The sequence below is a fragment of the Legionella longbeachae genome, assembly GCF_004283175.1.
Lineage (GTDB): Bacteria > Pseudomonadota > Gammaproteobacteria > Legionellales > Legionellaceae > Legionella > Legionella longbeachae.
Window position 1 is genome coordinate 116,005 of the sequence record NZ_RXNW01000007.1, and the last position, 23,245, is coordinate 139,249.

Genomic DNA, 23,245 nt, shown 5'->3' on the forward strand with positions numbered 1-23,245 from the left:
AATGATCAAATTGAGTTTTATATTTTTTGATTGTAAGTATTTTTTATATTCTGGAAATTTTTTATCCTATTCTTGTGCTGGGTCTAGTGCAGCTAAACCCAGCGGTTCTTTCTCCTGCCTAAGCCCTTATTTTATTCCTCGTACATTTAAGATATAAATTAGAATTAAAGTAGAAAATGACGACTGTCTTTTTCATGCTTTGTTAGTTATTTTAAAATGCAACCTAAATACGAGGATTATTATGGCAAAATTTAAAATAGTGCTTTTTGGTAAACAAGGTAGTGGTAAAACACAACTAAGCCATCGGGTTGCCTTAAGAGAACAATATGAAGAAAATACTTTCTCGACTGTGGGTATAGAGTTTAGAACTCGGAAAATTGATGAGAACAATGACCTCCATTTTTGGGATATCTCGGGCAGTGAAATTTTTAAAAAGTTATATCAATCGTATTATATGGGAGCGGTTATTGGTTTGCTTTGTATTGATTTAACTAAGGAACAAGACAAAGAGCAAATCATGAACGAAGTGCGCTTATTTCGTGATGTCTGCCCATATTCCCCTATCATTTTAATAGGAACAAAATCAGACTCTCCTGATGCTGATATTGAAGCATTTAAAAAAAACACGCTAAATGAATTATTCACCACTTGTATAATTACCTCCGCAAAGGAATATATTGGAATAGATGAGCTTTATGTCGAGCTTGCAAAATATTGTCAAAGTTTCAATGAATCATTATGGAATAGAGCAGTTCACAATTTATTAGCTAGCTTAAAGGAATTGCCACCGAATAAGGAACAATTAATAAAAGTCGAACTAGAAAAATTAGCAAAAGTAATATTGGCTAAAGGAGATCAGCCTGGTGCTGCTTCACAACCCAAGAATGATGCGATTGAAGATTTTTCAAATAATTGTAAAGTTATTTTGGAGGGAAACCATCCTAATGTACTTAAAGCTGTAACTTCAGTTGCCGTTGCTGCTGTGGTAACTATTGTGGCCGCTTTTATTGGGTTTGGCTTGAGTTTTTTCTTTGGAGGCTGGATGGGCCTCGGGGTTTTATTAGCAAAGTTTATCGGGGATTATAGTGCTGTACTGGCTGTTACTGCGTCAAGCTTAACTGTTGGTGCTGCAGCGGGTGGTGTCACTGCATTAGGTTTATTTAAGGCATCTAAAGAAATGAAAGCGCTTAATGAATTTACTACCGAAGTATCATCCTGGAATCGTGAAATCCGTTTATAATTACTTTAGTTTAGTATTGATTGTGTTTGTCCTCAGCTAGCAGGATTGTTGTCAGGCTTTTTATCGCTTTTGATTCTGCTGGTTTCCACACATTTTTTGTCAAGCGTGCACTGTGTTAATTTTTCCATACCAACGAATGATTGATTTACTGACAAGATAATTAGCTATTCCAAAGTTGAATATCCCATGCGTAATCCGAGCGCTATAAACAACTTTTCTTAAGATTCATTCGCTAAAATTGTAATTAAGAACTTGAAAATACATTATGAAGTTATGACAAATTTGCATCAAAGCATCTTTAATTTGAGCATTGAGTAAGGCGCAAATAATTCATTAACTTATTGAAAATTATGAAGTATTTGAATGTTTAATATGATATATAAAAATAATGAATTGGATAAAATTGGCTCATGATGAGCATAATATCACACATCAAAGAGTTCGAAAATATTTGAAACCAGATTAATGTTTACTAAGGTGAATAAAATGGAAATAAAAAGCGAGTTACATCAGTATAGATACAACGAAAGAACAGAGCAACATTCTGTTGAATTGTTAGATGTATTTTCCAAAACGCTTAGTGAAAAGGAGTTTACTCTTCGAATAAAAAAAGTAATTCCTTATATGCACCAGATTAATGAATATTTGATCCCAAAAACCACATTGAATAAGTTGAATCTGGCGATCAAAAGAGATTATCAACATTATCTATATTTCTGTGATTTATTGAAGAATAAAAAAGTAAATATTGTCCACACCACTTATGATTCAAATTTCAAGAAAATAAGGCTTCACGGCCTTGTGGATAGCAATCAACCAGAATGTGAGATTTATAATGAACATGTCATAGTACATCCACCGCTAATGCGTACTTCGTCGTTAATGATACCTAGACGTTGCTTTAAACATGACAATGTTGATGCTGGCCTTATGAGTTCGCAAACAGAGCTTTTATATTATATAGCAAATTCACGAACTAACACCGCACTCCACTATATAGAAGATGGTGATTATATCAACGATTACAGTATGGAGTTTGGTTATACCCCCATTTTGCTTGCCTTATGTAAAGGGTGGAATCATGTTGATTCCAGAAAACATTTCTTGGCGCAAAAACCAATTATTGAAGCATTGCTTGATAAAAAAGCTCTTGAAGTAAATTGCATTCATTTAAGAAATGGAATGACTCCATTGCATATCGCGTGCTTAAGAGGTGACTGCCCAGAGTTGATTAAGGCATTGATAAAGCGTGGCGCTGATTGTGATGCACTCGATTATAAAGGAAGAAAACCAGTTGATATGCTTCATGTAACTGATGAGGAAATGCAAGAGATTATCTGCGAACTTTCTGAAGCATCAGATAGTTCTTTCCATGTCTTTAAACAACATGATTATCTTTCCAGGCATTCAGAGATGGCTACAGTGCCAACCTCTAAGGAACGCAAACAATCTATTCTAAGCATTAGATATTTATTAGCTAAGTCCGCTGTGCAAAAGCTTATTCCAAATTTTGCTTAAGTATCATTCAACAAAAACAAATTAAGAAGCGAGCAGAAACTATGCTAAAAAAGTTTCTGCTCGCAACCAAAACATACCACCAGTTTAACGATATAAAATATAGATAAATAGTCGGGAAGCAGGTTTTCTTTATTTTAAAATAATTGCCTATAGAGTCGAAAATCATTGATAAGCGCTAAACATATTGAGGCAATACAGGCTAATTTTTAGTCCAACTAACGTTTGCTTTTAAAAAAGATACTGAAGACCAAGGGCGACAGTATAGTTTTTATTAGATAAACCAGATGAATCATTGTCATAAATATGCTGGCCAGTATCATTATCTATGATTTCAGTATCAGCTCGCGTATTAGTATACTGAGCGTAGGATGCTTCAACAAAAATTTTGGTATTTTTTGTTAAAAAATAACCCGAATTAATTATCGCTGCATAATATTTAGGATTATTTCCATATTCATTGAATGTTAAATTACGGGCATAATGCTCATCATGATCCCGGGCGGAAACCCAATTACTAAATTTTAAAAATGTATTAAATTCAAAACTACCGATAGAATATTTGCCAGTTAGACCCACATAAGGCGTACTAAATTTTTGCTGGTATCCAATTCCAGGTTCATTACTCGGAAAACAACCAACATCTTTACCATTATCATATTGGTAACATCCTCCATTTGCTTGCCAGCTAAAAGAATTCCTTTGATACCCGGCTGCTACACCTAATTTATAATTTTGCTTTTGGAGTATCCATGCTCTTAAACTCAGATCGAACTCGTTAGCATAATTAAGATGTGTATTTTCATGATGTGACCAATGCGTCCAGTTTTTTTGATATGGATTAAGCCAGTCATAGTCATCCATGGATGCAGTATTTTTTGCTAGAGTAACCCACCCTCGTCCAACAAGACTAAGCCAATCTACAAAATTATAATTTATTTCTCCATTAATTATTGGTGCATTTTTTATACGCCAATCGAGTTGGCTTAACTTTCTATCTGTATTTGGGTAATAAACATATTCCTGAGCTTTACCTGATAAAACCCCCAAAGAAGTACTGGCTGATAAGCCGTTAATACGATAATCAGCTGCATTAGTGTTATACGAAAAGATAATAGAAGAAGAGATTAGAGCCAACGTAACTATTTTATTATTCATAATTTTTCCAGCTAGGGTCGGCAATCCTTGCAGTATATTGATTACTTAAAAATCAATAAATATTATTATGATTCACAATGAGCCTGTCAAGATCTGCATTGGAAATTGTTTGCCACATTGATTCATTTTAAACAAGTGTTTGTAATTTGTTTCTATTTAAATTCGTCTCTTTATGTGCGTAATTTGTTTCAGTTTCTTAACGATAAATCATGAAAACTTAGCTTGCAAAAAAAATATCCGTAAAGGTTATACAAATTTTGATGCGTCCACCTAATCTAGCAATCATTTCTATATGAGATATTTATTTTATATAAGATGATAAGTGGAGAGTGCTATGCGTATTTTTTTTAATCAACAAGATGGATTTAAAAATGATAGTTCAACTTCCTGGAACATGATAACCAAAAAGGATTTGAAGGAGAAAATAATCAAAGAGCTCATCGTTCCGCTACTTGTGCGGATTGTTATGTTATGTTTAACAACTATTTTCGTAATTCAAAATTTACCTGTCACAAATTAAAAGTAAAAGTTGTTTTTGACCTGAAGAAATAAAATAAACAGGGTAGACGGCAGCAGACAAATCGTTAACTTTATCAATCAATCACTAAACGATTGTTTTTTTCTGTTTGCTGCTAATTTTGTGTCTGCTGAATGTGCTATTTATTTAATTTTCGCAACAATAAATTGAAAAAATAAGTTAATAAAATGATATGCGTAAAGGCTATACAAATTGTGATGAGATACCCTAATCTTCTCATCATCTCCACATGAGATATTTATTTTATTAAAGATAATAAGTGGAGAGTGCGATGCCAATGTTTATTAAAGAAAAAGATGGAACACGATTACCTGGTTTGACATTTTGTAATACGGAAAATCCGGTTTTAAATATGGAAGATGATTTTAGTCTTAAGTCGGTGCCTATGTCTATGGATGTAGATCCCAAATTTGATTGTACGTGTGTAATTATAAATAAGGATGATGGGATTTCAGGATTATACACAAAGGGTTTGACGGACTGTCAGGCACTTACAATGATCGAAAGAGATGATAATGGAGCGATCACAAAGATTGCGATGCATCATTTTTGGGGTGGACTATCAGAGGATAACATAGAGAAATTTATTGCACATTGCCGAAATAAGGGTTTTAATGATAACCTGGAATTAGTGCATAATCCTGGTCTTTCATTTAAACCTGAGAATTATTCAGACAAAAAAATTGTAGATTACTTAAATAATAGTGGTATTACAAATCAAAATAAGATTCAACGAATTTATCATGCCGATCCTTGCGCGGATTGCTGTGTCATGTTTAACGGCCAAATTGGAAATGCAAGTTTTGCTCCCGCTATATTAAGTAAGTCTGTTGTACATCAGCTTGACACATTGGAGGTGGCGAAAAGTAATTTTCAAGGATTGATAGATCGTTATAAAAAAGACGGATGTCATGAAAAATCTGAACAACTTGTAGAATTGAGAAAGACAATTTTAGCTGATAAGTTACTTAATAATCCTGCTATGTTCTTGGAGAAAACCAGAGCATTTATTGTAACAGCAGAAAGTTCCCCAGTTAATGAAAAACGAAAGTTGTATGAAAATTACCGTGAAGAGGTACAAAATCAACCCTGTTTATCAACTGCAACTAAAATTGCTTGTGCAGCTCTTGCTGCAACTATTATTGGTATTATCCCAGCAGTTATTATTGCCTCTCGCTACAAAAGCGCTGTAAAAGAGGTAAGAGAAGCGCAATTAAAGACTGTAGAGGATTGTCTTAATATTAGCAGTCCCAACATGAGGTAATGTTATTATTTAATGTGAATTCGATGCAAAAAATTTATATTGAGCTTATTCCAACAAAGAAATATTTTTTCTGTCGAATTCACATTATTTATAATCTCCTACATAGCCCCAGGAGTCGACCCAAATAATACGTTTAAATGCGGCTGTTTTTTCTATTTTATTGATAAACGATTCCATGCTGTCATTTTTAACTGCATAAATGACCATATTGGCACTATTTTTTATGGGTATAATTAAGGTGTTTTTAAACTGTTTTTTAAGCAGCTGAAAAAGTGGATATTGCTCATTTAAATTAGCTAAATTAATCGCAAAAAAACCATTTTCGGTAATTATTTTTTTGCAAGAACTAAAAAATGCTTCATGAGCACATTCGGAAGGAAAATGATCCGCATTGTACAGATCAACAATTAAATGCGAAAAAGCTGTTTTACAATTTTGTACGTAGTCTATAGCATTTTCATGGACGATAGTTAAGTGTTTTAAGTGATCTGCTATAAAAAACTGTTTTGCAATTTCAATAACTTCTTCACTATTATCTACAGCAACCAAAGGCTTATCGTGTAACATCAATGGAATTCCAGCACCTCCAAGTCCCAAAAGACAGATACTTCCAGGATAAGTGCGGGCCATCAAGGTTAGGGCAGGCAGGTAATATAAAACAGGTTTATGAGGATCACGTCTGTTGATCACCGTTTGTAATGCATTACTACCTAAAGTTAACCATCGATAAAATAAATTTTGATATACTTTATAACCAGAAGGAGAGGTATAAATGCAAGTCCCCATCTTTGTTTGCCACATTTTAGCGTATCTTCTCTAATTGAAAGGGGTAGATTGAACCCAATTGTAGGATTTGTGTTAATTCATCTAAAGCATAAAAGACCTCATTGACCAGATTAGGATCAGCTAAATCGTTTGCTGATAATTCAGTGCGATAGTGCTTTATCACCCATTTTTCAAGAATATTTAAAAGTTCATGATTCATTAAAATTCCTTGATGCATGGCTAGAAGTTCTTCCTGATTTATAGGAATACGTAATCGAAGACAAGCTGGGCCTCCGCCATTTCTCATACTTTGCTTGAGATCAAGAAAATGAACAGAGTTAATGGGGTTATTGCTCTCAGAGAGAATTCTTTCAATACAGGCATGGGCGCGAAGATTTGTTTGACATTCAGAGGGGGCAATGAGCACCATAGAGTTTTGCCCACCTAAACTAATTAATTGTGAGTTAAATAAATAAGTTTCAACGGCATCACGAATGCTAAGTTCATCATGTGAAACTTCAACAATCGTTATTGGATAAAGGGCTTTTTCACGTAATTCATTTAAAACTGAATGTTGTTCAACAAAAGCTTGTTCATGGACAAGAAAAACTGATTCATTCGCTACTGAGATCACATCATTGTGAAATACCCCAAGATCAATTGCATCTGGATTCTGGTGAGCAAAGATAACTTGATGTGGCATGAGTTGATGCTGGCGCGCTATAGCTTCAGACGCTTCTTTAGTTTGTCGTGCAGGATATTTTGCTGGTCCTATATTATTTACTCCCAAAGCTTTTTTTCCATAGACAAAGAGATGAGTTCCTGGTTTCCCATAGCTTTGGCAAAGACGACTGTGGTTCGCCGCACCTTCATCTCCAGTGATCAACGAACGTGGTAAAATCGGATGATGATGAAAATAGTGAGCGTCGGAGAAAATAATCTCAAAAATCTTTTTTGAAAAATCAGCTTCATGATGGCGGTGTAAATTACCAATAAGGTTTGCTACTGTAAAATGAATCTTGTTATCTTGGGTATCTATGCTTGGTGAAACTGTAGCTGCATTAGCTGTCCACATGCTGGAAGCGGAATAACATGCACTTAAAAGTTCCGGGGCTGCTTTATACGCCTTATTAATTTGTTCACTTGGCGTTCCACTAAAACCTAATTGATGAAGTAATTCAAGATTTGGGCGTTGATGAGGTGGCAGTAAACCTTGTTTTAAACCCATTTCGTGGAGCAAGCGCATTTTTTGTAGTCCCTGAAGTGCTGCAGCACGAGGATTGGATACACTTAACGCATTTGAAGTAGAAGCGACATTCCCTATTGAAAGACCGGCATAATTGTGAGTAGGGCCAACCAAGCCGTCCAAGTTTAATTCATAAGCATTCATTTTTAATTTCCTGTGTTCTTTTTTTCTTCTCTATATGAAGGAAGTGAAGAGAACCAATAATTTTATTCTAATACAATGCCAGGTAAAATCTGGGCTGGCTTTGTTAAATGGGTTTGTTCCATACTTGCTATGGGATAAGAGCAATAGTCAGCTGCAAAATAAGCACTGGGGCGATGATTTCCACTTAAACCAACCCCACCAAAAGGGAGGCTGCTTGGTGCTCCTGTAGTAGGCCTATTCCAATTAATTAATCCCGCTCGAATTTGTTGATAAAATTGCTGATAATGATGTTCATCATCACTTAATAATCCTGCTGCTAGTCCATAACGTGTTTGATTGGCAAGTTCTATTGCATGTTCAAAATGACTGTAACGATAGACTTGTACTAAAGGTGCGAAAAATTCCTCATCAGGGGGATTGGGGTAATGAGTCATATCAATAATACCAGGTGAAAGTAAACCAGTATTTTCAGCAAGTAATGACATAGACAATAAGGCTTTAGCTCCTGATTCAATAAGCTTTTGTTGCGTTTGTAGGTATTTCTGTGCTTGTTTATACCCAATTATTGAGCCCATAAATGGCTCTGGATGTTGATCAAAAGGCCCAATTTTGATCGCACGGCATGTTTGAATAAACTGCTTTAAAAATTCATCGCCTTGGATTGAATCAGGTATAATGACTCGGCGTGCACAAGTACATCGTTGTCCGGAAGTAATCAATGTAGATAAGATAGTATGGTAGATGGCGGCAGTTAAATCATTTACTTTATCAATCACTAAAGGATTATTTCCTCCCATTTCAAGTGCTAAAATAACCTCGGGTTTATTGCTAAATTGTTGATGTATCCGTAAACCAGTTTGATAACTTCCTGTAAAATAAACTCCTTGAATGTCTTGGGTTAGTAATGCATTTCCACATGCCGCATCCCCTTGCAAACAGTTAATGACGCCAGGAGGTAGTCCGGTATTATGCCAGCATTGCATGATAAACTCAGCAACTGCAGGTGTGAGTTCACTTGGTTTATAAAGAATGGTATTTCCGGCCAGCAGAGCAGGAATTATATGTCCGTTACTAAGATGGGCAGGGAAGTTAAACGCGCCTAAAACCACCACAACGCCATGGGGTTTAAAACGAAGACAGGCAGTTGCCTCTGGAGTTTTGCTTATTTTTTCACCAGTTCTTTCATGATAGGCATGAATTGATAAATTAATTTTTCCTATGACTGCAGAAACTTCAGTTTGAGCTTCCCATATTGGTTTGCCTGTTTCCAAGGCAATTAAGTAAGCCAATTGATCGCGATTTTTTTCTACTTGCTGCGCAAATTTTTGGGTATAATTTGCCCGTTGATCAAAATCAAGGGAAGACCATGAAATTAATGCTTGGTGTGCTGCATGAGAAGCAGCGGAAATTTCCTGCTCAGTAGCGCTCATTCCTTGCCAAAACAAAGCTCCATAACTTGGATTGATAGAGTCTAAACGAGTCCCACTGCCTCTTATCCATTGTCCATTGATGTATTGACCTTTGCCTTGCATCATTGGCGTTTTAGACATCCTATTCCTCATAATCAAATTGTAAAGGGGCTATGCGCAATTGATTTCCACATGTTACCTTTAATAATTCAGCAGTTTTTTTACTAATGATACAAGTATTATTTTCGTTGTTGACTAGGGCATTATTTATAGTTGCACGAAAATCTAATTGAATATTAGACAGTAAATAATCAGCACTGCTCACTTCATCGCTTATATTTTTAATCGTTACAATGCGGCTTAATTCTATAGTTTTTATTTCTGAGATGGGTACCTCTAGAGTGGGGCCGCCATCAAAAATATCAATGTACTTGTTATATCTAAATCCTTCCTTTAGCAATATATTCATTGCCGCTGCAGTGGACGGATGGGGTTGACCAATGACTGACTGAGCTTCTGGTGAGAGCAATTTTATATAAATAGGATTTCGCGGCATTAAATCTGCTATAAATTGTTTGTCTGTGGCTATAGTGAGGCGATCCGCATCAGCATAGGACATATGAAAAAAATGTCTACCTACGTTTTCCCAAAAAGGTGAGATACCATTTTTATCAGAAATGCCACGCATGTCAGCAATCACTGTAGAAGCAAAGCGCTTGGTATGCTGAGCCATAAATAGAAAACGAGCTTTAGAAAGTAATAAGCCATAATGTTTCTTTCTGTAATTTTGCTCTAAGAATAAAGTACAAATTTCACTTCTTCCTTGATTATCATTAACTAGACTCAAAACTTCATAATCACTTCTTATGTTCAATGAACGACATACACGAGTACGTTTTGAAATTTTATAGGAATAAAAAGGTGTATCATGTCCAGTATGCGATTCAATTCCCGAGACACCTACTATTTCTCCACTCTCATTTTCCAATACAAATAAATAATATTCATTATTCGGTTCTTGAATCTCTTTTTTGAAAGAGTCCGTAGCCCAACGCAAACGTTTGTGTAAAATTTCCTTTTCTTTAGAAAGCGTAGTAATTCCAACTCCGCTTTCTTCAGCCAAATGGTGAATTCCATCCAAATCTTTATCACAAGCGCTTCGAAATAGTATCATTTTGTTAGATCCTCTAAACCACCTTGAGCTAAATCCAGTAATAGTAACGTAGTTAATGCAGTACGTTCTGGCAAGCTGTCTAATAATATATATTCTTCTTCACTATGTATCTTGCTTCCTCTAACTCCAAGCGAGTCCAAAACAGGGATTCCGTGTTTTGCTAGATTGTTGCCATCACAACAGCCGCCGCTATCTTTCCAATCTATAGAAATGCCTAATTCTTTTCCAATATGTTGAATGCGATAGAATAAACGTTTTGTGCCAGAATTTATATGTTTAACTGGTCTACCAAAACCACCGTGTAGACTCAATGAGTAATCTGGCCGCTTGAGTTTTTGAATGATTTTATCGAACTCAGTTCGTATCCAAAACTCATCTTCTGGATGATTTATGCGGATATCAAGTTGTGCTACAGCTTTATCAGGAACAACATTAAGGGCTTGGCCGCCTGCAATTTTACCAACATTAATGGTTACTCCATCTCGTTTTCTATTAAGTTCATTAATGGCACATACCGCTTCAGACAAATAACAAATTGCATTTCGCCCTTCCGAAAAATCTCGGCCTGCATGCGCTGACTTTCCAGTAGCAATAAGAGTTATCTTGCCGCTTCCTTTGCGATTTTTAGCCAAAGTCCCTTTTTCAGTCATTGCTGGTTCATAAACTAACGCTGCCTGGTAGTGGGCAGCTAACTCATCAAAAAGTACACTTGATGCAGGAGATCCAATCTCTTCGTCCGCATTGATGACTACATCCCATCCTAGCTTCATTGCACTCTCATCTTGCTCAAAAGCAGATAAGGCATGCAACATGACAATAAGTCCTCCTTTCATGTCAGTTACACCAGGCCCATTTATGCAATTATCATTTATATAAGTTAATTTCTGGAATTGGCTTTCTGGAGAATAAACTGTATCCATATGTCCACTGAGTAATACACGCCTCTTTAAATGAGGTCTTTTGCTAATAAATAATGCATCACCGCTGATTTGTACTTGGGTATCACCAGACATATCAATAACAGGGATAGGGGAAAATTTATGTATTTGGATTGTATCTGCAATTGGTTTATATGCAGTATGCAATGCATCCCTCATTTGTGCCAATCCAGGTAGATTGGATGTGCTGGAATTTATCTCACAAAACTGATGGAGTTGTTCTACCATTGTTTCCTGGCTATTTGTTATTCCAGTTATGAGCTTTTTATAGGCACTTTTCATGACTTTTAGATTTAAAACTAAAGAATACACAATAACTTAAATTACGATGGTTAACAATGTGTTTGATATCTTTATAAGAGAGTAACTCGTACTCGTATCAATTTTCTATCTTGTATCCCGAGTTCGAAGGAATCGCGGAAGTGGAAGGTGTTGCCTGTCTTTGATCAGATTTAGGCTAAAACCTTATCGACGGGGCATTTGTCCCCGTTCTGAGTTATAAATTTATTTTGTTGATTTAAATCTAACTATAAAAAGCAATATTAAATCGATGAAAGCTAGATGCCAACAAACCTTAAATTTTAGAGCGACTGAGCTAGTTTTATTCCTTCATTAGGTTCTTTCTTTTCGCTATTCGGGTCGATTTTAGGTACGCTACTTGGCCATAGAGGTTTAGCCATAAATCCTAGAACACTCAGCAGCCCTCCCGTTTTTACTTGCTCTTGATTTTGAGTTGGGGTTTGTATAGTTTGAGGGGGTAGCTCCGGATTGATACTTGAGTCTACACATCGATCCAGCAGTTCCAGACGATAAATTAGTCTTTCTTGGAGATCTAATAATATTTTATATCGTTCATTGCTGGCTTTTAATTCAGATTTAACTTCCGAAAGTTCTTTTTCAGCATTGCTCATTCGTTCTGTAATTTCATCAAAACTATTAGTTTGTTCTGATAAAAATTTATCCAGCTTATCTTGAAATACTTGTCGTTGCTTGGTGTCATTAATTCCTGTATTGGTCAAGAATTTTACAGTTGATTCTAAGGTTAATGCGATTTTTTTTGCCTTTTCTACTTCAGTTCCCATAGTTTTTCTTACTTCTGATAACTCAGAAGCTTTTTCAGACAGTTGTTCCAAACTTTTTTCATGCCATCCTTTCACTTTAGCAAGTTCTAGTTGATTCGCTTCAAAGAGCTTGCTATTTTTTTCTAAATCTTGCTTCAATGTTATTGCTATATTTTCAAGATCTGTTTTTTGCTTTCGTAACAACGCTTCAGTTTTGTGAAAGCATTCTACCTGCATACTCAATGTTTCAACTTCATCATGCAGGTGGGTAATTTCTTTGGCAAGCCTATCATTCTCAATTTTAAATCGCTCAACTTCAATAGCAAGTTTTTTGCGAATGGAGTCTAATGCGCCAATAGTTAATTCAAGCACTTCGGCCACACCAAAAATTCCTTCTTTTAATTTTTGAGCAATGCTTTTACTGTGATAATGATGATCATCAAGAATAATACCACTGGTAGTATAGGCTATGGCACTTATACCACTGATAGTTACTAAAAAACCAATATGTGCAGCAGCACCTACTAGAAACGTGGGACCAGAGATAGCAACGCCACCCAGGATTCTTTGCCATAAGGGGATCTCTCCCCAAAATTTAGCAGCACGTGAAATTAGGCTGGGATTATCTTGCAAACTATCTACTATCGCCCCCAGGCTTTTTTTAACTTGTGTCAAGTGCTCTTGGGTTAAGGCAATACTTTGCAAGCTATCTATGTCTGTTGTAGGGCAATTTGGATCCAATAATAACTGTTTAGCTGCAGGTGAAAAATTCATTTGCTCTAATGTTTTTTCAACAAGGACTCTATTTTTATCAGACAGATTTGATTCGTTTTTTAAATTTTCTTGAAGTTCTACTTCATTACTAGCCATGCCCACTCCCTGTGTTTAATAATCTCCCTGTAGATTCTATTTTTAACCACAAGGAATGAATAAGCAAGTAAAAAATTTGTTTTTTTGGAATTATTTAATACAAAACCCGGAGGCTAATTTTCAGCATCTTAACTGGAGTTAAACGACATTAGGATTATGAGCTTCAATTAAGGAAAACTCGAGTATTTGATCGCTTAATTTTGAGCGATTATATGCAAAAAAGCCAGTATTTGCAGTAGCTAGCCCATGATCAATTATCTTTTGCGAATATCCTAAAGAAGGAAGATAAAAAATTACACCTAGTAATAATGCCATGATACCGCCGAGTACATACAAAGCTGAATGTTTTATCTTGAGCTCATTTGCTAAGTTTTGGTAATCGGTCATTGATTTTTTGGATGATAAATGCACTAATTCCGAGGTTCGCGAGACTGCTTCGAGTAAAAGACGCTTACCACTAACTTTTTGTTCATTTAACTCAAGAGTTGTGGATAATAATTTCAAGCCTAGTCTCTTGGTATCCTTATTTTTTTCACCTTCTGGTAGTTGCTTAAATTGTTCCCTGGTTTGATCAAGTCTGATTTTAAGTAGTTCTTCAGCCTGGCTATGAGGACAATTCATATCACGCCAGTAAATCAACCATGATTTTTCACGATTAGCGAGTAGCTGTGCATAGTTTGCATTAACATACACATTTAATGCATTCCAAATAATTTTCCTATGAAAATTCATTCCTCGGCCTTTGATACTAGCAGCTGCAGCATCTATAGAGCGTTCAAACTCTTCTCGAGTTATAGGCTTATTTAATTCAAAAGATCGAATCAAATTATAATAAGATGAAGAGAGGGCTCCGCGGTCGATGGCGTCTTTACATGAAAAATTAAAACTATTAGGTTGAATTGTGTTAATAATATAATTTGTTAGCTCATATTTGATAAAATGCAACCAAATAGCTTGTTTTTGAGCAGTAGATATAAAATGATTTTTTTCCAAGCCTTGTGCTTTAAAGCTTTTTTTAAGAAGACGCTTAAGAATCATCTCTTCATTTTTACCAGTACCGAACAATTGTTTTCGTGCTTCGTTACTAATTCTAAAATCGGAAATTCCACTTTTGTGGTGTTTCCCTTTTGCTACATCAAGAAATTCATCAAATACAGAAAGAATAGGTAGTCGATCATTATTTATCTTATAATGGTTTGAATCCATTAAACCTTCATGGGCTGGGAGAGTAATCACCAAAATTTTAAGACCTGGATTTCTTTCAAGTTTGTGAAGTTCAAGAGTTAACTCTCTTTCTTTAGAACCAGCTATATTCAGATCACTTCGATCTAATGCAAGATTATTAAAATAGATATGGCATATCTGCTGTGTAGGGCTGCATTTTTCAGCATTGATTTGTAACCAGCGTTTAAAAAGAGGACTAACTCTAGTTTTGCCATTATGGCGTTGAGCCTGGGTACTAAAACGATGCTCAACAGGATCCAGGACATTCTTATAAGAGTAATTTTTAATTGTCGGCAGATTAGTTTCATACTGAGGTTTAAAATCTTTCGAAAATAAGGAATACAAACGGCTAAAAAGACCGCCAACGTTGTTTGGTGTGCGCTGATTAATAGTATTATGTGTATCTTTTATTTTTTGTTTAATTTTATTAACGGCAGGCATTTGAGGGCGGGTTTTTGCGCCTATGTCATTTATCCATTCAGAGGGTTTTTCAAGAATATGATTGTTATTATGGTAGATGGCTTGAACTAAATCATCAAAAATTTTTATCTTTTCAATGGGGTTATTATCGATAAACTCTTCCAGGGAAGATATACATGATGAATATAAATCGCCGTAAGGATAGTTGTCATTATATTCTTGCCTCATTAAGGATTGTAATTTAGCAAAAACAGGCACTAAAGCACCAGTTTTGTTATTTAGGAGTGGTTTTAATTGAAGAAAATAGGCGTAACAGTTACGATTATGGATGGCATCACTAGTGAAAGAGCATTGTAGTTTTGCTGTAGTACTCATGACTTCCATAGAGGGTGTTTAATAAATCATCATTGTAATTAAAAGGGGGGCATTATGGAAGCGATTTTTGATTCCTCGCTACAGGATAATAAGGTGAAATATCAATTTTTTATAAATCGTTGTCATTCTGAATGGAAAGGGATTTTAGTTAATGCTTTAGAATCGATGGATCAAGACTATCTACACCAGCTTATGAATTCCGAAGATTGGTTGCCAGGAAAAGAACGATTATTAGCAGCATTCAGTTTGCCTCTTACAAAAACTCAATATATTTTACTTGGTGAGTCGCCATATCCGCGTAAGGAATCGGCAAATGGTTATGCTTTTTGGGACAATTCGGTAGGAAGTTTATGGAGCTTAAATGGGCTCAGTAAAACGGTTAATAAAGCTACCTCTTTACGTAATATAATCAAAATGTTATTAAAGGCCCGCGGGGATCTCGATGAGGATACGTCGCAAGCAACGATCGCTCTCATCGACAAAAGCCCGTTGGTGCAAACAGCTAATGAATTGTTTGGTAGAATGATGCAAAAAGGTATTTTATTACTTAATGCCTGCTTAGTTTATAGTGAAGGGAAAGTTCCATATCATGCACGCAAATGGATTCCTTTTATACAAAGTGTATTTGCTGAACTTGCGTTAATTAAACCGGATATTCAATTGATTTTGTTAGGTAAAATCGCAAAAACTGCCGCTCTTGATAAATTACCTATAGGCCTTATTGCGGAACACCCCTATAATGTCAGCTTTATTACGAATCCCCAAGTGATTCATTTTTTTAAATCTTTGGACTTATTAGACCATGAGTAATAGAGAAACAACTGTGAATCCCGAAGAAATTCATAAGTTTGCTCAGCATGCAAAGTTATGGTGGGATACTGAAGGCCCGTTAAGAACTTTACATGATATTAATGGAATACGCCTTGATTTTATCCAGCAACATGTCCAACTATCCCATTTAAATGTTTTAGATGTAGGATGTGGTGGTGGGATTCTTTGTGAAACTATGGCGAATGCAGGAGCGAATGTTACTGGGATTGATGCTGAAATTGATACAATCCTTGTTGCGCAAGAGCATGCAAAAGGCAGCCATTTAAATGTTGACTATTTTTGTACTTCAATTGAAGCATATAAAAATCCTTGCTTTGATGTAATTACTTGCATGGAAATGCTAGAGCATGTGCAGAATCCTAAGCTGGTTTTGCAACATTGCAGACGTTTGCTTAAACCAAAGGGCTTTTTATTTCTATCGACGATTAGTAGAACTGTTAAAGCCTATCTAACTGCAATTGTAGCTGCAGAATACTTATTAAATTTATTACCTAAACAAACACATGATTATGACAAATTTATAAAGCCCAGCGAATTACTTGCTATAACCCGCTCGCTTGGATTTAAATTAGTTGATATGAAAGGAATGGATTATAACCCTTTATTAAGAAAAGCTTCACTGGGCACTGATTTGAAAGTGAATTATTTATTAGCATTACAAGGATAGTGTGCTGCAAATTTTGTAATTATTTGTTGATTAATAATATCGTATACTCATTGAGAGACTTTGAACAAGAAAAGGGGAGTCAGAGTCTTTAACAATATTTCCCGGAATCACCTGAAGTGACAAATCAATATTAAGGGATAATTCCGGAATATTAAACGATTGAATTACTTGCCAACAAGGAGCTATTTCACAATCATTATTTTTCATTATTTGGGGGGTAGTTAAAGCCTTTGGATGCAAGGTTAGCATTTTTTCATTGATTTCAATGCGCTTGTCAAGTAAAAATTGATGCATTGGGCCCCATGCATAGGGAAGATAATTTTTTTGTACAGCGTTAATTTCCGAAGGAGTGTCTTTATAACTCGCTGACAATGTTTCTATTAATAAATTTTGCGTCCAATCTCCAATGTTTGTCTGATCAGTAGCATAAGCATAAGAGAAAAACCAAACAAGAAAAAGTGCCCGTTTAATACGCATGATTCATCCCTTTGTTTAAGCATTCATTTGTTATAATTTTAGATTAAAAATCAGGTTTGTTGGCAATTGTGCATCATAAAAGGAATCCGGTAAAACTCCAATCGAACACACTTATTGGACAGTATCAGTATTTATCCTGTTTTAGGTTTGAGATAGGCAGCGGTGTTTATCTAATGCAAACCCCGCCCCTCGACTTAAGATGATCAGATGTTATACTTTATTCTTATTTTTCTGGATTATTCTTTTTGCTATACCGTTCCTGGTAGCGTTGGAAGGCATATTTAGCCTGCTCCTGAGTTACCACGTCAACTTCATTACCGTAAATGTCAACTCGTGCAACATTTTCTTTTTGACAATTTAAATAAGCAGGGGAGGCGCTGTAATAACTTAAGGCATCACGAAGCGATTTTTTACTAAATGGAGGCGAATCCAACCGCTCATAGAAATCAATGATATCATCAAATATACCAATCTTTAGGGGTTTTATTTGGCTGCTTTTTTTAAAAAAAGCATTAGGAAAATGTTCAATAAGCCAGTCAATTATTTGGAGCTTGTCTTTTTTTACTGTTGTTAACGATTGTTTATCCATCATTTTTCTCTAAAGCGAAATCGAGATGCTGAATAAACTAGCATATCTTCCGAGAGAATCAAGCATTAGTCATGTATATCGTTGATTATTTCTCTTTAAAATAGGTTTGTAGGTTATTTTTTACAGAATTAGCTTGGGGGTTTTACTTGATTCCTTGTAAGAAATTTCTCAATTTAAATAAAGACAATTGCTGTTATTTTAAATGAGGATTGATGAAGATAAAACTAACCGATTGTTTTAAAAAAATTTTTTTAAATTTAATCTATTTTCTTAAACTGACTCATAAGACATTTTCACTTTTGACTGCCTTGCGCTTATTATTTTCAGTTGCTACATTTAATACATGGCTTATACGGATGTAAGTCAAACAAAAGGAATTGTAATCATACGGATGTGGTTTTGTCAGGATGACAGTAAGAACTTTTAGTTCTTATACGGATGACTGCAGAAGCCAGGGTGGGAACCCTGGCTTTTTTATTTATCCTACCAAGTAGCCAGAACGCGATAAAAACTTCCTGTCAGGAAAATAAGCAAAAATTACAGAGCCATTTTTGATGGTATTAATCACTGGTTTTGCTAGAGTTTGTGCGACTGCAGGGCAACCCCAGGACAATCCTGCACGGCCAGCTTTTTTTATAAAGTCTGGCTCTACATACCATGCACCATGTATCACTACTCGTCGACTTAAAGCGTTATCGTTTATGCCTTTCTCTAAGCCTTGTAAATTTAGGGAATATCCTTTGCTACCAATATAAGTATCTTTTGTAATGTAAGTTCCTAAACTCGATTGTTTACTGGAAGGGACATTAGAAAAATGACTTGCTTTATTTACACCAGAATTTCTGCCATGTGCAACATAGGTATTATAAAGAAGGCGTTCTCTACGAAGATCAAAGATCCACATCCTTTGCTTATTTGAGGGCAAAGAGTAATCAATTACAGTCAATACAGGTTTTTTAACATTACCTTTTTTGCTTGCATTTTTATAAGCAGTTAAAGCAAGTTTTAACACTTTTTTATTTAACTGGGGAGCCTTATGGCTTAAGTGTTCTACTTTTGTATTGATGTCAGTTTCAGACTGAGCAAACGAAGCAGTGCTCGTTGTAATATTGCTGGTTAAAATCAAACTAGAGATTAGAGTCAATAAAGTATTCATACTTCTCCTATCTTTTTCTTGTTCACCGTTACTGTTCTTCAAAAAAATGGTGATTATATTAACAAATCATGTAATTGTAAAATTAGAAGGGCTTTAATTGTTCATCAGGGCGAAAGATTACTCAATTCATAGGGTTAATTCAAAGCAACAAGCCATATTAGATTAAACATTAACCTAATGGTGTAAACTTAAGTCTTTTTGTGGTGTCGAAATTCAATCTAAATGTAATAATTTAAATTGAATTGTCCAAATAAATGTCTATATTTATGCAGGAATTAGAGTGTTCCATCTTAATTTCAGGATGAAAAAGGTAATTTTTACAGCAAAAATAGTTTAATTGCATTCCATTTTGTAGGGCACTAAACTATACTTCATTCTTCTTTTTAAAACTATCCAAACCCCAACCTTTCCTTATCTCTTCTAAGTTTTAGAGAGTAAAGAGGCAAGAGAATAGTTCTATGTTTGATTTCGGAGAATACTATGCTGGAAAAGCAGATCATGCAGTTACCCGAAGGAATACGAGCTGCCATTAATCAGGCCTATCGTGTTGACGAGTTATCATTGATAACAGAGCTTTGTGAAAAAGCGACACTAGGTGAACAGCAATTGATTGCGATTAGAAACAGTGCAACTAAATTAGTTGAATTAGTACGAACTGAGCGCAAAAAAAGCACAGGTATTGATTCATTTTTGACCCAATATGCTTTATCAAGTGACGAAGGCATTGCTCTCATGTGTCTTGCTGAAGCATTACTTCGGGTGCCTGATAGCGCCACAATTGATAATTTGATTAAAGATAAATTGTCTGGCGGGGACTGGAAAGCTCACATGGGTCAAAGTGATTCATTTTTTGTAAATGCAACTACCTGGGCATTAATGTTAACGGGAAAGATACTTACTCCTGAAAAAGCACAAACCACTTTAACAAAATCACTAATGAAACTTGTTAACCGCAGTAGTGAGGCTGTAGTCAGAAAAGCAGTGGATAAAGCTATGCGTATTATGAGCAAGCAATTTGTGATGGGGCGTACCATCAACGAAGCACTCATAAGAGCTAAAAAGAAAGAGGCTCAAGGTTATCGTTATTCTTACGATATGTTAGGTGAAGCGGCACTTACCTCTGCTGATGCGATGCGTTATTTTGAAGCCTATAAAAAAGCAATTGAGGCTATAGGTAAACAGGTTGCAAAAGACTCTGATGTATATAAACGCCCAGGAATCTCTATCAAACTGTCTGCATTACATCCACGTTATAATGAAAGCCAACACGAACGGGTTATAGCTGAATTATCACCTAAGCTATTAGCATTGGCTTGTTTAGCAAAGGAATACGATATTGCTTTAACAGTTGATGCTGAGGAGTCTGAACGTTTAGAGCTATCCCTTGATGTAATCGAACGAGTTTTTAATGATGAAAGTTTAGATGGGTGGAATGGATTTGGGTTGGCCGTACAATCCTATCAAAAAAGAGCTTTTTATGTATTAGACTGGGTTGCTGCACTCGCAAGAAGAAAGAAGCGACGTATTATGGTACGTTTAATCAAAGGTGCATATTGGGATAGTGAAATTAAAAAGACTCAAATGCAAGGATTGACAGAGTACCCTGTGTTTACCCGAAAAGTTTTTACCGATGTTTCCTTCCAGGCGTGCGCAAAAAAAATTCTAACTATGACTGATGCAATTTACCCGCAGTTTGCCACACATAATGCTTATTCTGTTGCTATGATCCTGAATATCACTGGAGATTATCGAGATTTTGAGTTTCAATGTTTACATGGAATGGGTAATGAGTTGTATCAACAAATCGTCCCCGCAGAGCGTTATGGAATCCCATGCCGTATTTATGCCCCTGTAGGAAGTCATGAAGATTTATTGCCCTATTTAGTAAGGCGACTATTAGAAAATGGTGCTAATTCTTCATTTGTAAATCGTATTGTTGATGATAAAGCACCCATAAATTCATTAGTTGAAGATCCGGTTGAAAAAGCACAGTCTTTATTGCATAAAATGAATAAAAATATTCCCTTGCCCGAAGATATATTTCAACCCTCCAGAAAAAATTCTAAAGGATTTGATTTTTCTGATCGCATCGAACGTACTTTGTTACAACAAAAAATGGCAAAAATTAAATTGCAACAATGGGATTCAGGCCCTATTGTGGCAGGAAACTACCTCTCTAAGGGTGAAAAACAACACATAGGGTCACCACAGCAAATTGAAAATATCATTGGAGCTGTTCAAAACGCAACACTCGAAGATGTAGAGCAAGCTTTATCACAAGCTACCAAAGCCTTTCCTGTCTGGTCAAATACCTCTGCTCGAGATAGAGCTGCATGCCTGAATCGTTTTGCTGATTTATTGCAAGAAAATGATACAGAACTTATGGCTTTAGCTTGTCTTGAGGCAGGTAAAACAATGAATGACTGCATTGCTGAGGTGCGGGAGGCGATTGATTTTTGTCGATATTATGCGACACAATCACAACAGATATTGACCCAGCCGTTACGTTTATCGGGCTACACGGGTGAATTAAATGAGTTAAGCCTTCATCCACGCGGAACAGTCTTATGTATTAGCCCATGGAATTTCCCCTTAGCTATTTTTACAGGCCAAGTTGTTGCTGCGCTGGCTACAGGAAATTGTGTCATAGCAAAACCTGCAGAACAAACTCCATTAATTGCTGCATATACCGTTAAATTAATGCTTCAAGCGGGAATTCCTGAAGGGGTAATACAATTACTTCCTGGTTCTGGCGAAACGATTGGTGCTGCATTAGTGGCAGATAAAAGAATAAAAGCGGTTCTCTTTACAGGTTCAACGGAAACAGCACATCTTATTAATCGTTCCTTGGCCGCACGCGGAGGTGAAATTATCCCGTTAATTGCTGAAACAGGGGGGCAAAATGCGATGATTGTTGACTCTTCTGCCCTGTTAGAACAAGTAGTTGTTGATGCAGTAAACTCTGCTTTTGGTAGCGCGGGCCAAAGATGTTCGGCATTGCGTGTATTGTTTGTCCAAGAGGAAGTTTATCCACGCACAATAGCACTATTAAAAGGCGCAATGGCTGAATTGGTAGTTGGTGATCCGCGTTGGTTAGTCACTGATGTGGGGCCTGTTATTGATAAAACAGCCTTAACTACATTAAGCAATCATGTTGATAATATGAAAAAACGCTTTGAAATAATTTATCAATGCCCATTGGATGAATCACTTGAGTCAGGCTATTTTATGCCGCCGACTGCTATTGCAATAGATAATATAAATGAATTGGAGAAAGAGGTATTTGGTCCAGTGTTGCATGTAATTCAATTCAAGAAAAAGGATTTGGATCATGTTATTGAACAAATTAATGCAACCGGTTATGGTTTAACTTTAGGAATTCATAGCCGAATTAACGAAACTGTTGAATATATAAGGCAAAGAGTCCATGCGGGTAATTGTTATGTAAACCGTAATATGATAGGTGCTGTTGTAGGCTTACAACCTTTTGGAGGAGAGGGACTATCAGGTACCGGACCCAAAGCAGGTGGACCTAATTATTTAATTCGGCTTTGCCATGAGCGAACATATACCGTAGATACTACTGCTGCGGGTGGTAATGCAAGCTTAATGTCTTTGCCAGATTAATAGTGATCAATGTAGTTTTCAGGTTGGGCCAAGGCCCAATCTATTGTTCAAAAATTGCAAAAAAACACCCAAAAAGAAAAAAATCAATTGCTTTCAATGCTCTGTTTTAAAAGACTTGCTTTGTTACATCGCTCACCAACAAGGAGAGCTTTCATCGCAAAAATGCTCAATGTTTGTTATATATTGGTTTAATTTTCTGGAACAAGGGCCGGATTTAAAAAAAATTTATTATCACTAATTATTTTATCACAGCTCAGTCATTGGATTCCAAATAAATATTATTGGTATATCGGAACTTATTTAGGCAATCAATTTTATACATTGTTTAATACCAATCTAAGTGATGATAGTATGTTTCTTAAAAAGAGATTGTTTCAAACGATTACTTCAACTAATCCCCATTATTCATAACTGGCTTACTGATCAATTTATTAGTGAACTTGTAAAGAATATCCTGTTTTTTCGACGCAATGATAGCATTTTTTAGGTAAAAGAATACCAACAACTAAGATATCAATTAATAGTTACATTTTTTGAAAAGTTGTCTTTCGAGCAAC

At 35.8% G+C, this 23,245-nt stretch carries 18 protein-coding genes; 7 read left to right on the forward strand and 11 right to left on the reverse strand.

The window, feature by feature from the left end:
- The first annotated feature begins 241 nt into the window (after positions 1 to 241).
- On the forward strand, positions 242 to 1,240 hold the full coding sequence (locus EKG34_RS08715) for a Rab family GTPase (protein ID WP_003637068.1): 999 nt from the start codon (positions 242 to 244) through the stop codon (positions 1,238 to 1,240).
- Positions 1,241 to 1,726: 486 nt separating this feature from the next.
- A complete protein-coding gene (locus EKG34_RS08720) occupies positions 1,727 to 2,758 on the forward strand; it encodes an ankyrin repeat domain-containing protein (RefSeq protein WP_105166026.1) in 1,032 nt (343 codons plus the stop codon).
- Positions 2,759 to 2,986: 228 nt separating this feature from the next.
- Here the strand turns inward: EKG34_RS08720 and EKG34_RS08725 are convergent, their stop codons facing one another.
- Positions 2,987 to 3,913, reverse strand: coding sequence for an omptin family outer membrane protease (locus EKG34_RS08725; RefSeq protein WP_003637070.1), 927 nt, complete (start codon positions 3,911 to 3,913; stop codon positions 2,987 to 2,989).
- Between the two features lie 334 nt (positions 3,914 to 4,247).
- Here EKG34_RS08725 and EKG34_RS08730 point away from each other — a divergent pair, with 334 nt between their 5' ends.
- Positions 4,248 to 4,433, forward strand: a complete 186-nt coding sequence (locus EKG34_RS08730; RefSeq protein ID WP_003637071.1) for a hypothetical protein — start codon at positions 4,248 to 4,250, stop codon at positions 4,431 to 4,433.
- Positions 4,434 to 4,722: 289 nt separating this feature from the next.
- Positions 4,723 to 5,715 carry a hypothetical protein gene (locus tag EKG34_RS08735; RefSeq protein WP_080619788.1) on the forward strand — a complete coding sequence of 331 codons (993 nt, stop codon included), beginning with the start codon at positions 4,723 to 4,725 and terminating at the stop codon, positions 5,713 to 5,715.
- Between the two features lie 84 nt (positions 5,716 to 5,799).
- Here EKG34_RS08735 and EKG34_RS08740 read toward each other — a convergent pair whose 3' ends face one another.
- The 7 genes from EKG34_RS08740 to EKG34_RS08770 all read right to left on the reverse strand — a co-directional run bounded on the left by EKG34_RS08740 (position 5,800) and on the right by EKG34_RS08770 (position 15,341).
- Positions 5,800 to 6,516: a spermidine synthase gene (locus tag EKG34_RS08740; RefSeq protein ID WP_003637073.1), complete on the reverse strand. Its 717-nt coding sequence runs from the start codon at positions 6,514 to 6,516 to the stop codon at positions 5,800 to 5,802.
- A gap of 1 nt (position 6,517) precedes the next feature.
- Complete coding sequence (astB, locus tag EKG34_RS08745; RefSeq protein WP_003637074.1) at positions 6,518 to 7,870, reverse strand: N-succinylarginine dihydrolase; 1,353 nt, start codon at positions 7,868 to 7,870, stop codon at positions 6,518 to 6,520.
- A gap of 62 nt (positions 7,871 to 7,932) precedes the next feature.
- Positions 7,933 to 9,420: a succinylglutamate-semialdehyde dehydrogenase gene (gene astD / locus EKG34_RS08750; protein ID WP_003637075.1), complete on the reverse strand. Its 1,488-nt coding sequence runs from the start codon at positions 9,418 to 9,420 to the stop codon at positions 7,933 to 7,935.
- Between the two features lies 1 nt (position 9,421).
- Entirely contained in the window at positions 9,422 to 10,453 is a 1,032-nt protein-coding gene (locus EKG34_RS08755; protein WP_003637076.1) for an arginine N-succinyltransferase, read from the reverse strand.
- The gene (locus EKG34_RS08760) at positions 10,450 to 11,673 is read right to left on the reverse strand and encodes a hydrolase (protein ID WP_012979123.1); all 1,224 of its coding nucleotides are present in this window, start codon (positions 11,671 to 11,673) and stop codon (positions 10,450 to 10,452) included. Before EKG34_RS08760 ends, EKG34_RS08755 begins: the two co-directional genes overlap by 4 nt.
- 299 nt (positions 11,674 to 11,972) lie before the next feature.
- Complete coding sequence (locus EKG34_RS08765; protein WP_003637078.1) at positions 11,973 to 13,322, reverse strand: LegC2/C7 family Dot/Icm T4SS effector; 1,350 nt, start codon at positions 13,320 to 13,322, stop codon at positions 11,973 to 11,975.
- 138 nt (positions 13,323 to 13,460) lie between these two features.
- The gene (locus EKG34_RS08770) at positions 13,461 to 15,341 is read right to left on the reverse strand and encodes a hypothetical protein (RefSeq protein ID WP_003637079.1); all 1,881 of its coding nucleotides are present in this window, start codon (positions 15,339 to 15,341) and stop codon (positions 13,461 to 13,463) included.
- Positions 15,342 to 15,395: 54 nt separating this feature from the next.
- Here EKG34_RS08770 and EKG34_RS08775 point away from each other — a divergent pair, with 54 nt between their 5' ends.
- Positions 15,396 to 16,151 carry a uracil-DNA glycosylase family protein gene (locus EKG34_RS08775; RefSeq protein WP_003637080.1) on the forward strand — a complete coding sequence of 252 codons (756 nt, stop codon included), beginning with the start codon at positions 15,396 to 15,398 and terminating at the stop codon, positions 16,149 to 16,151.
- A complete protein-coding gene (gene ubiG / locus EKG34_RS08780) occupies positions 16,144 to 16,839 on the forward strand; it encodes a bifunctional 2-polyprenyl-6-hydroxyphenol methylase/3-demethylubiquinol 3-O-methyltransferase UbiG (protein ID WP_003637081.1) in 696 nt (231 codons plus the stop codon). Before EKG34_RS08775 ends, ubiG begins: the two co-directional genes overlap by 8 nt.
- A gap of 30 nt (positions 16,840 to 16,869) precedes the next feature.
- Here ubiG and EKG34_RS08785 read toward each other — a convergent pair whose 3' ends face one another.
- The 3 genes from EKG34_RS08785 to EKG34_RS08795 form a co-directional block, all read right to left on the reverse strand.
- On the reverse strand, positions 16,870 to 17,316 hold the full coding sequence (locus EKG34_RS08785; RefSeq protein WP_003637082.1) for a hypothetical protein: 447 nt from the start codon (positions 17,314 to 17,316) through the stop codon (positions 16,870 to 16,872).
- Between the two features lie 223 nt (positions 17,317 to 17,539).
- Positions 17,540 to 17,905, reverse strand: a complete 366-nt coding sequence (locus EKG34_RS08790) for a ProQ/FINO family protein (protein WP_003637083.1) — start codon at positions 17,903 to 17,905, stop codon at positions 17,540 to 17,542.
- A 478-nt stretch (positions 17,906 to 18,383) separates the two neighbouring features.
- Complete coding sequence (locus tag EKG34_RS08795; protein ID WP_003637084.1) at positions 18,384 to 19,061, reverse strand: murein L,D-transpeptidase catalytic domain family protein; 678 nt, start codon at positions 19,059 to 19,061, stop codon at positions 18,384 to 18,386.
- Positions 19,062 to 19,541: 480 nt separating this feature from the next.
- On the opposite strand from EKG34_RS08795, the gene putA reads away from it, so the two are divergent.
- The gene (gene putA / locus EKG34_RS08800; RefSeq protein WP_003637086.1) at positions 19,542 to 22,688 is read left to right on the forward strand and encodes a bifunctional proline dehydrogenase/L-glutamate gamma-semialdehyde dehydrogenase PutA; all 3,147 of its coding nucleotides are present in this window, start codon (positions 19,542 to 19,544) and stop codon (positions 22,686 to 22,688) included.
- Positions 22,689 to 23,245 lie beyond the last annotated feature (557 nt).

What these genes read in the sequence shown, in the direction of transcription:
- EKG34_RS08715 (WP_003637068.1), top strand. Translation starts at nt 242, where the DNA reads ATGGCAAAATTTAAAATAGTGCTTTTTGGTAAACAAGGTAGTGGTAAA.
- EKG34_RS08720 (WP_105166026.1), top strand. Translation starts at nt 1,727, where the DNA reads ATGGAAATAAAAAGCGAGTTACATCAGTATAGATACAACGAAAGAACA.
- EKG34_RS08725 (WP_003637070.1), bottom strand. Translation starts at nt 3,913, where the DNA reads ATGAATAATAAAATAGTTACGTTGGCTCTAATCTCTTCTTCTATTATC.
- EKG34_RS08730 (WP_003637071.1), top strand. Translation starts at nt 4,248, where the DNA reads ATGCGTATTTTTTTTAATCAACAAGATGGATTTAAAAATGATAGTTCA.
- EKG34_RS08735 (WP_080619788.1), top strand. Translation starts at nt 4,723, where the DNA reads ATGCCAATGTTTATTAAAGAAAAAGATGGAACACGATTACCTGGTTTG.
- EKG34_RS08740 (WP_003637073.1), bottom strand. Translation starts at nt 6,516, where the DNA reads ATGTGGCAAACAAAGATGGGGACTTGCATTTATACCTCTCCTTCTGGT.
- astB (WP_003637074.1), bottom strand. Translation starts at nt 7,870, where the DNA reads ATGAATGCTTATGAATTAAACTTGGACGGCTTGGTTGGCCCTACTCAC.
- astD (WP_003637075.1), bottom strand. Translation starts at nt 9,420, where the DNA reads ATGTCTAAAACGCCAATGATGCAAGGCAAAGGTCAATACATCAATGGA.
- EKG34_RS08755 (WP_003637076.1), bottom strand. Translation starts at nt 10,453, where the DNA reads ATGATACTATTTCGAAGCGCTTGTGATAAAGATTTGGATGGAATTCAC.
- EKG34_RS08760 (WP_012979123.1), bottom strand. Translation starts at nt 11,673, where the DNA reads ATGAAAAGTGCCTATAAAAAGCTCATAACTGGAATAACAAATAGCCAG.
- EKG34_RS08765 (WP_003637078.1), bottom strand. Translation starts at nt 13,322, where the DNA reads ATGGCTAGTAATGAAGTAGAACTTCAAGAAAATTTAAAAAACGAATCA.
- EKG34_RS08770 (WP_003637079.1), bottom strand. Translation starts at nt 15,341, where the DNA reads ATGAGTACTACAGCAAAACTACAATGCTCTTTCACTAGTGATGCCATC.
- EKG34_RS08775 (WP_003637080.1), top strand. Translation starts at nt 15,396, where the DNA reads ATGGAAGCGATTTTTGATTCCTCGCTACAGGATAATAAGGTGAAATAT.
- ubiG (WP_003637081.1), top strand. Translation starts at nt 16,144, where the DNA reads ATGAGTAATAGAGAAACAACTGTGAATCCCGAAGAAATTCATAAGTTT.
- EKG34_RS08785 (WP_003637082.1), bottom strand. Translation starts at nt 17,316, where the DNA reads ATGCGTATTAAACGGGCACTTTTTCTTGTTTGGTTTTTCTCTTATGCT.
- EKG34_RS08790 (WP_003637083.1), bottom strand. Translation starts at nt 17,905, where the DNA reads ATGGATAAACAATCGTTAACAACAGTAAAAAAAGACAAGCTCCAAATA.
- EKG34_RS08795 (WP_003637084.1), bottom strand. Translation starts at nt 19,061, where the DNA reads ATGAATACTTTATTGACTCTAATCTCTAGTTTGATTTTAACCAGCAAT.
- putA (WP_003637086.1), top strand. Translation starts at nt 19,542, where the DNA reads ATGCTGGAAAAGCAGATCATGCAGTTACCCGAAGGAATACGAGCTGCC.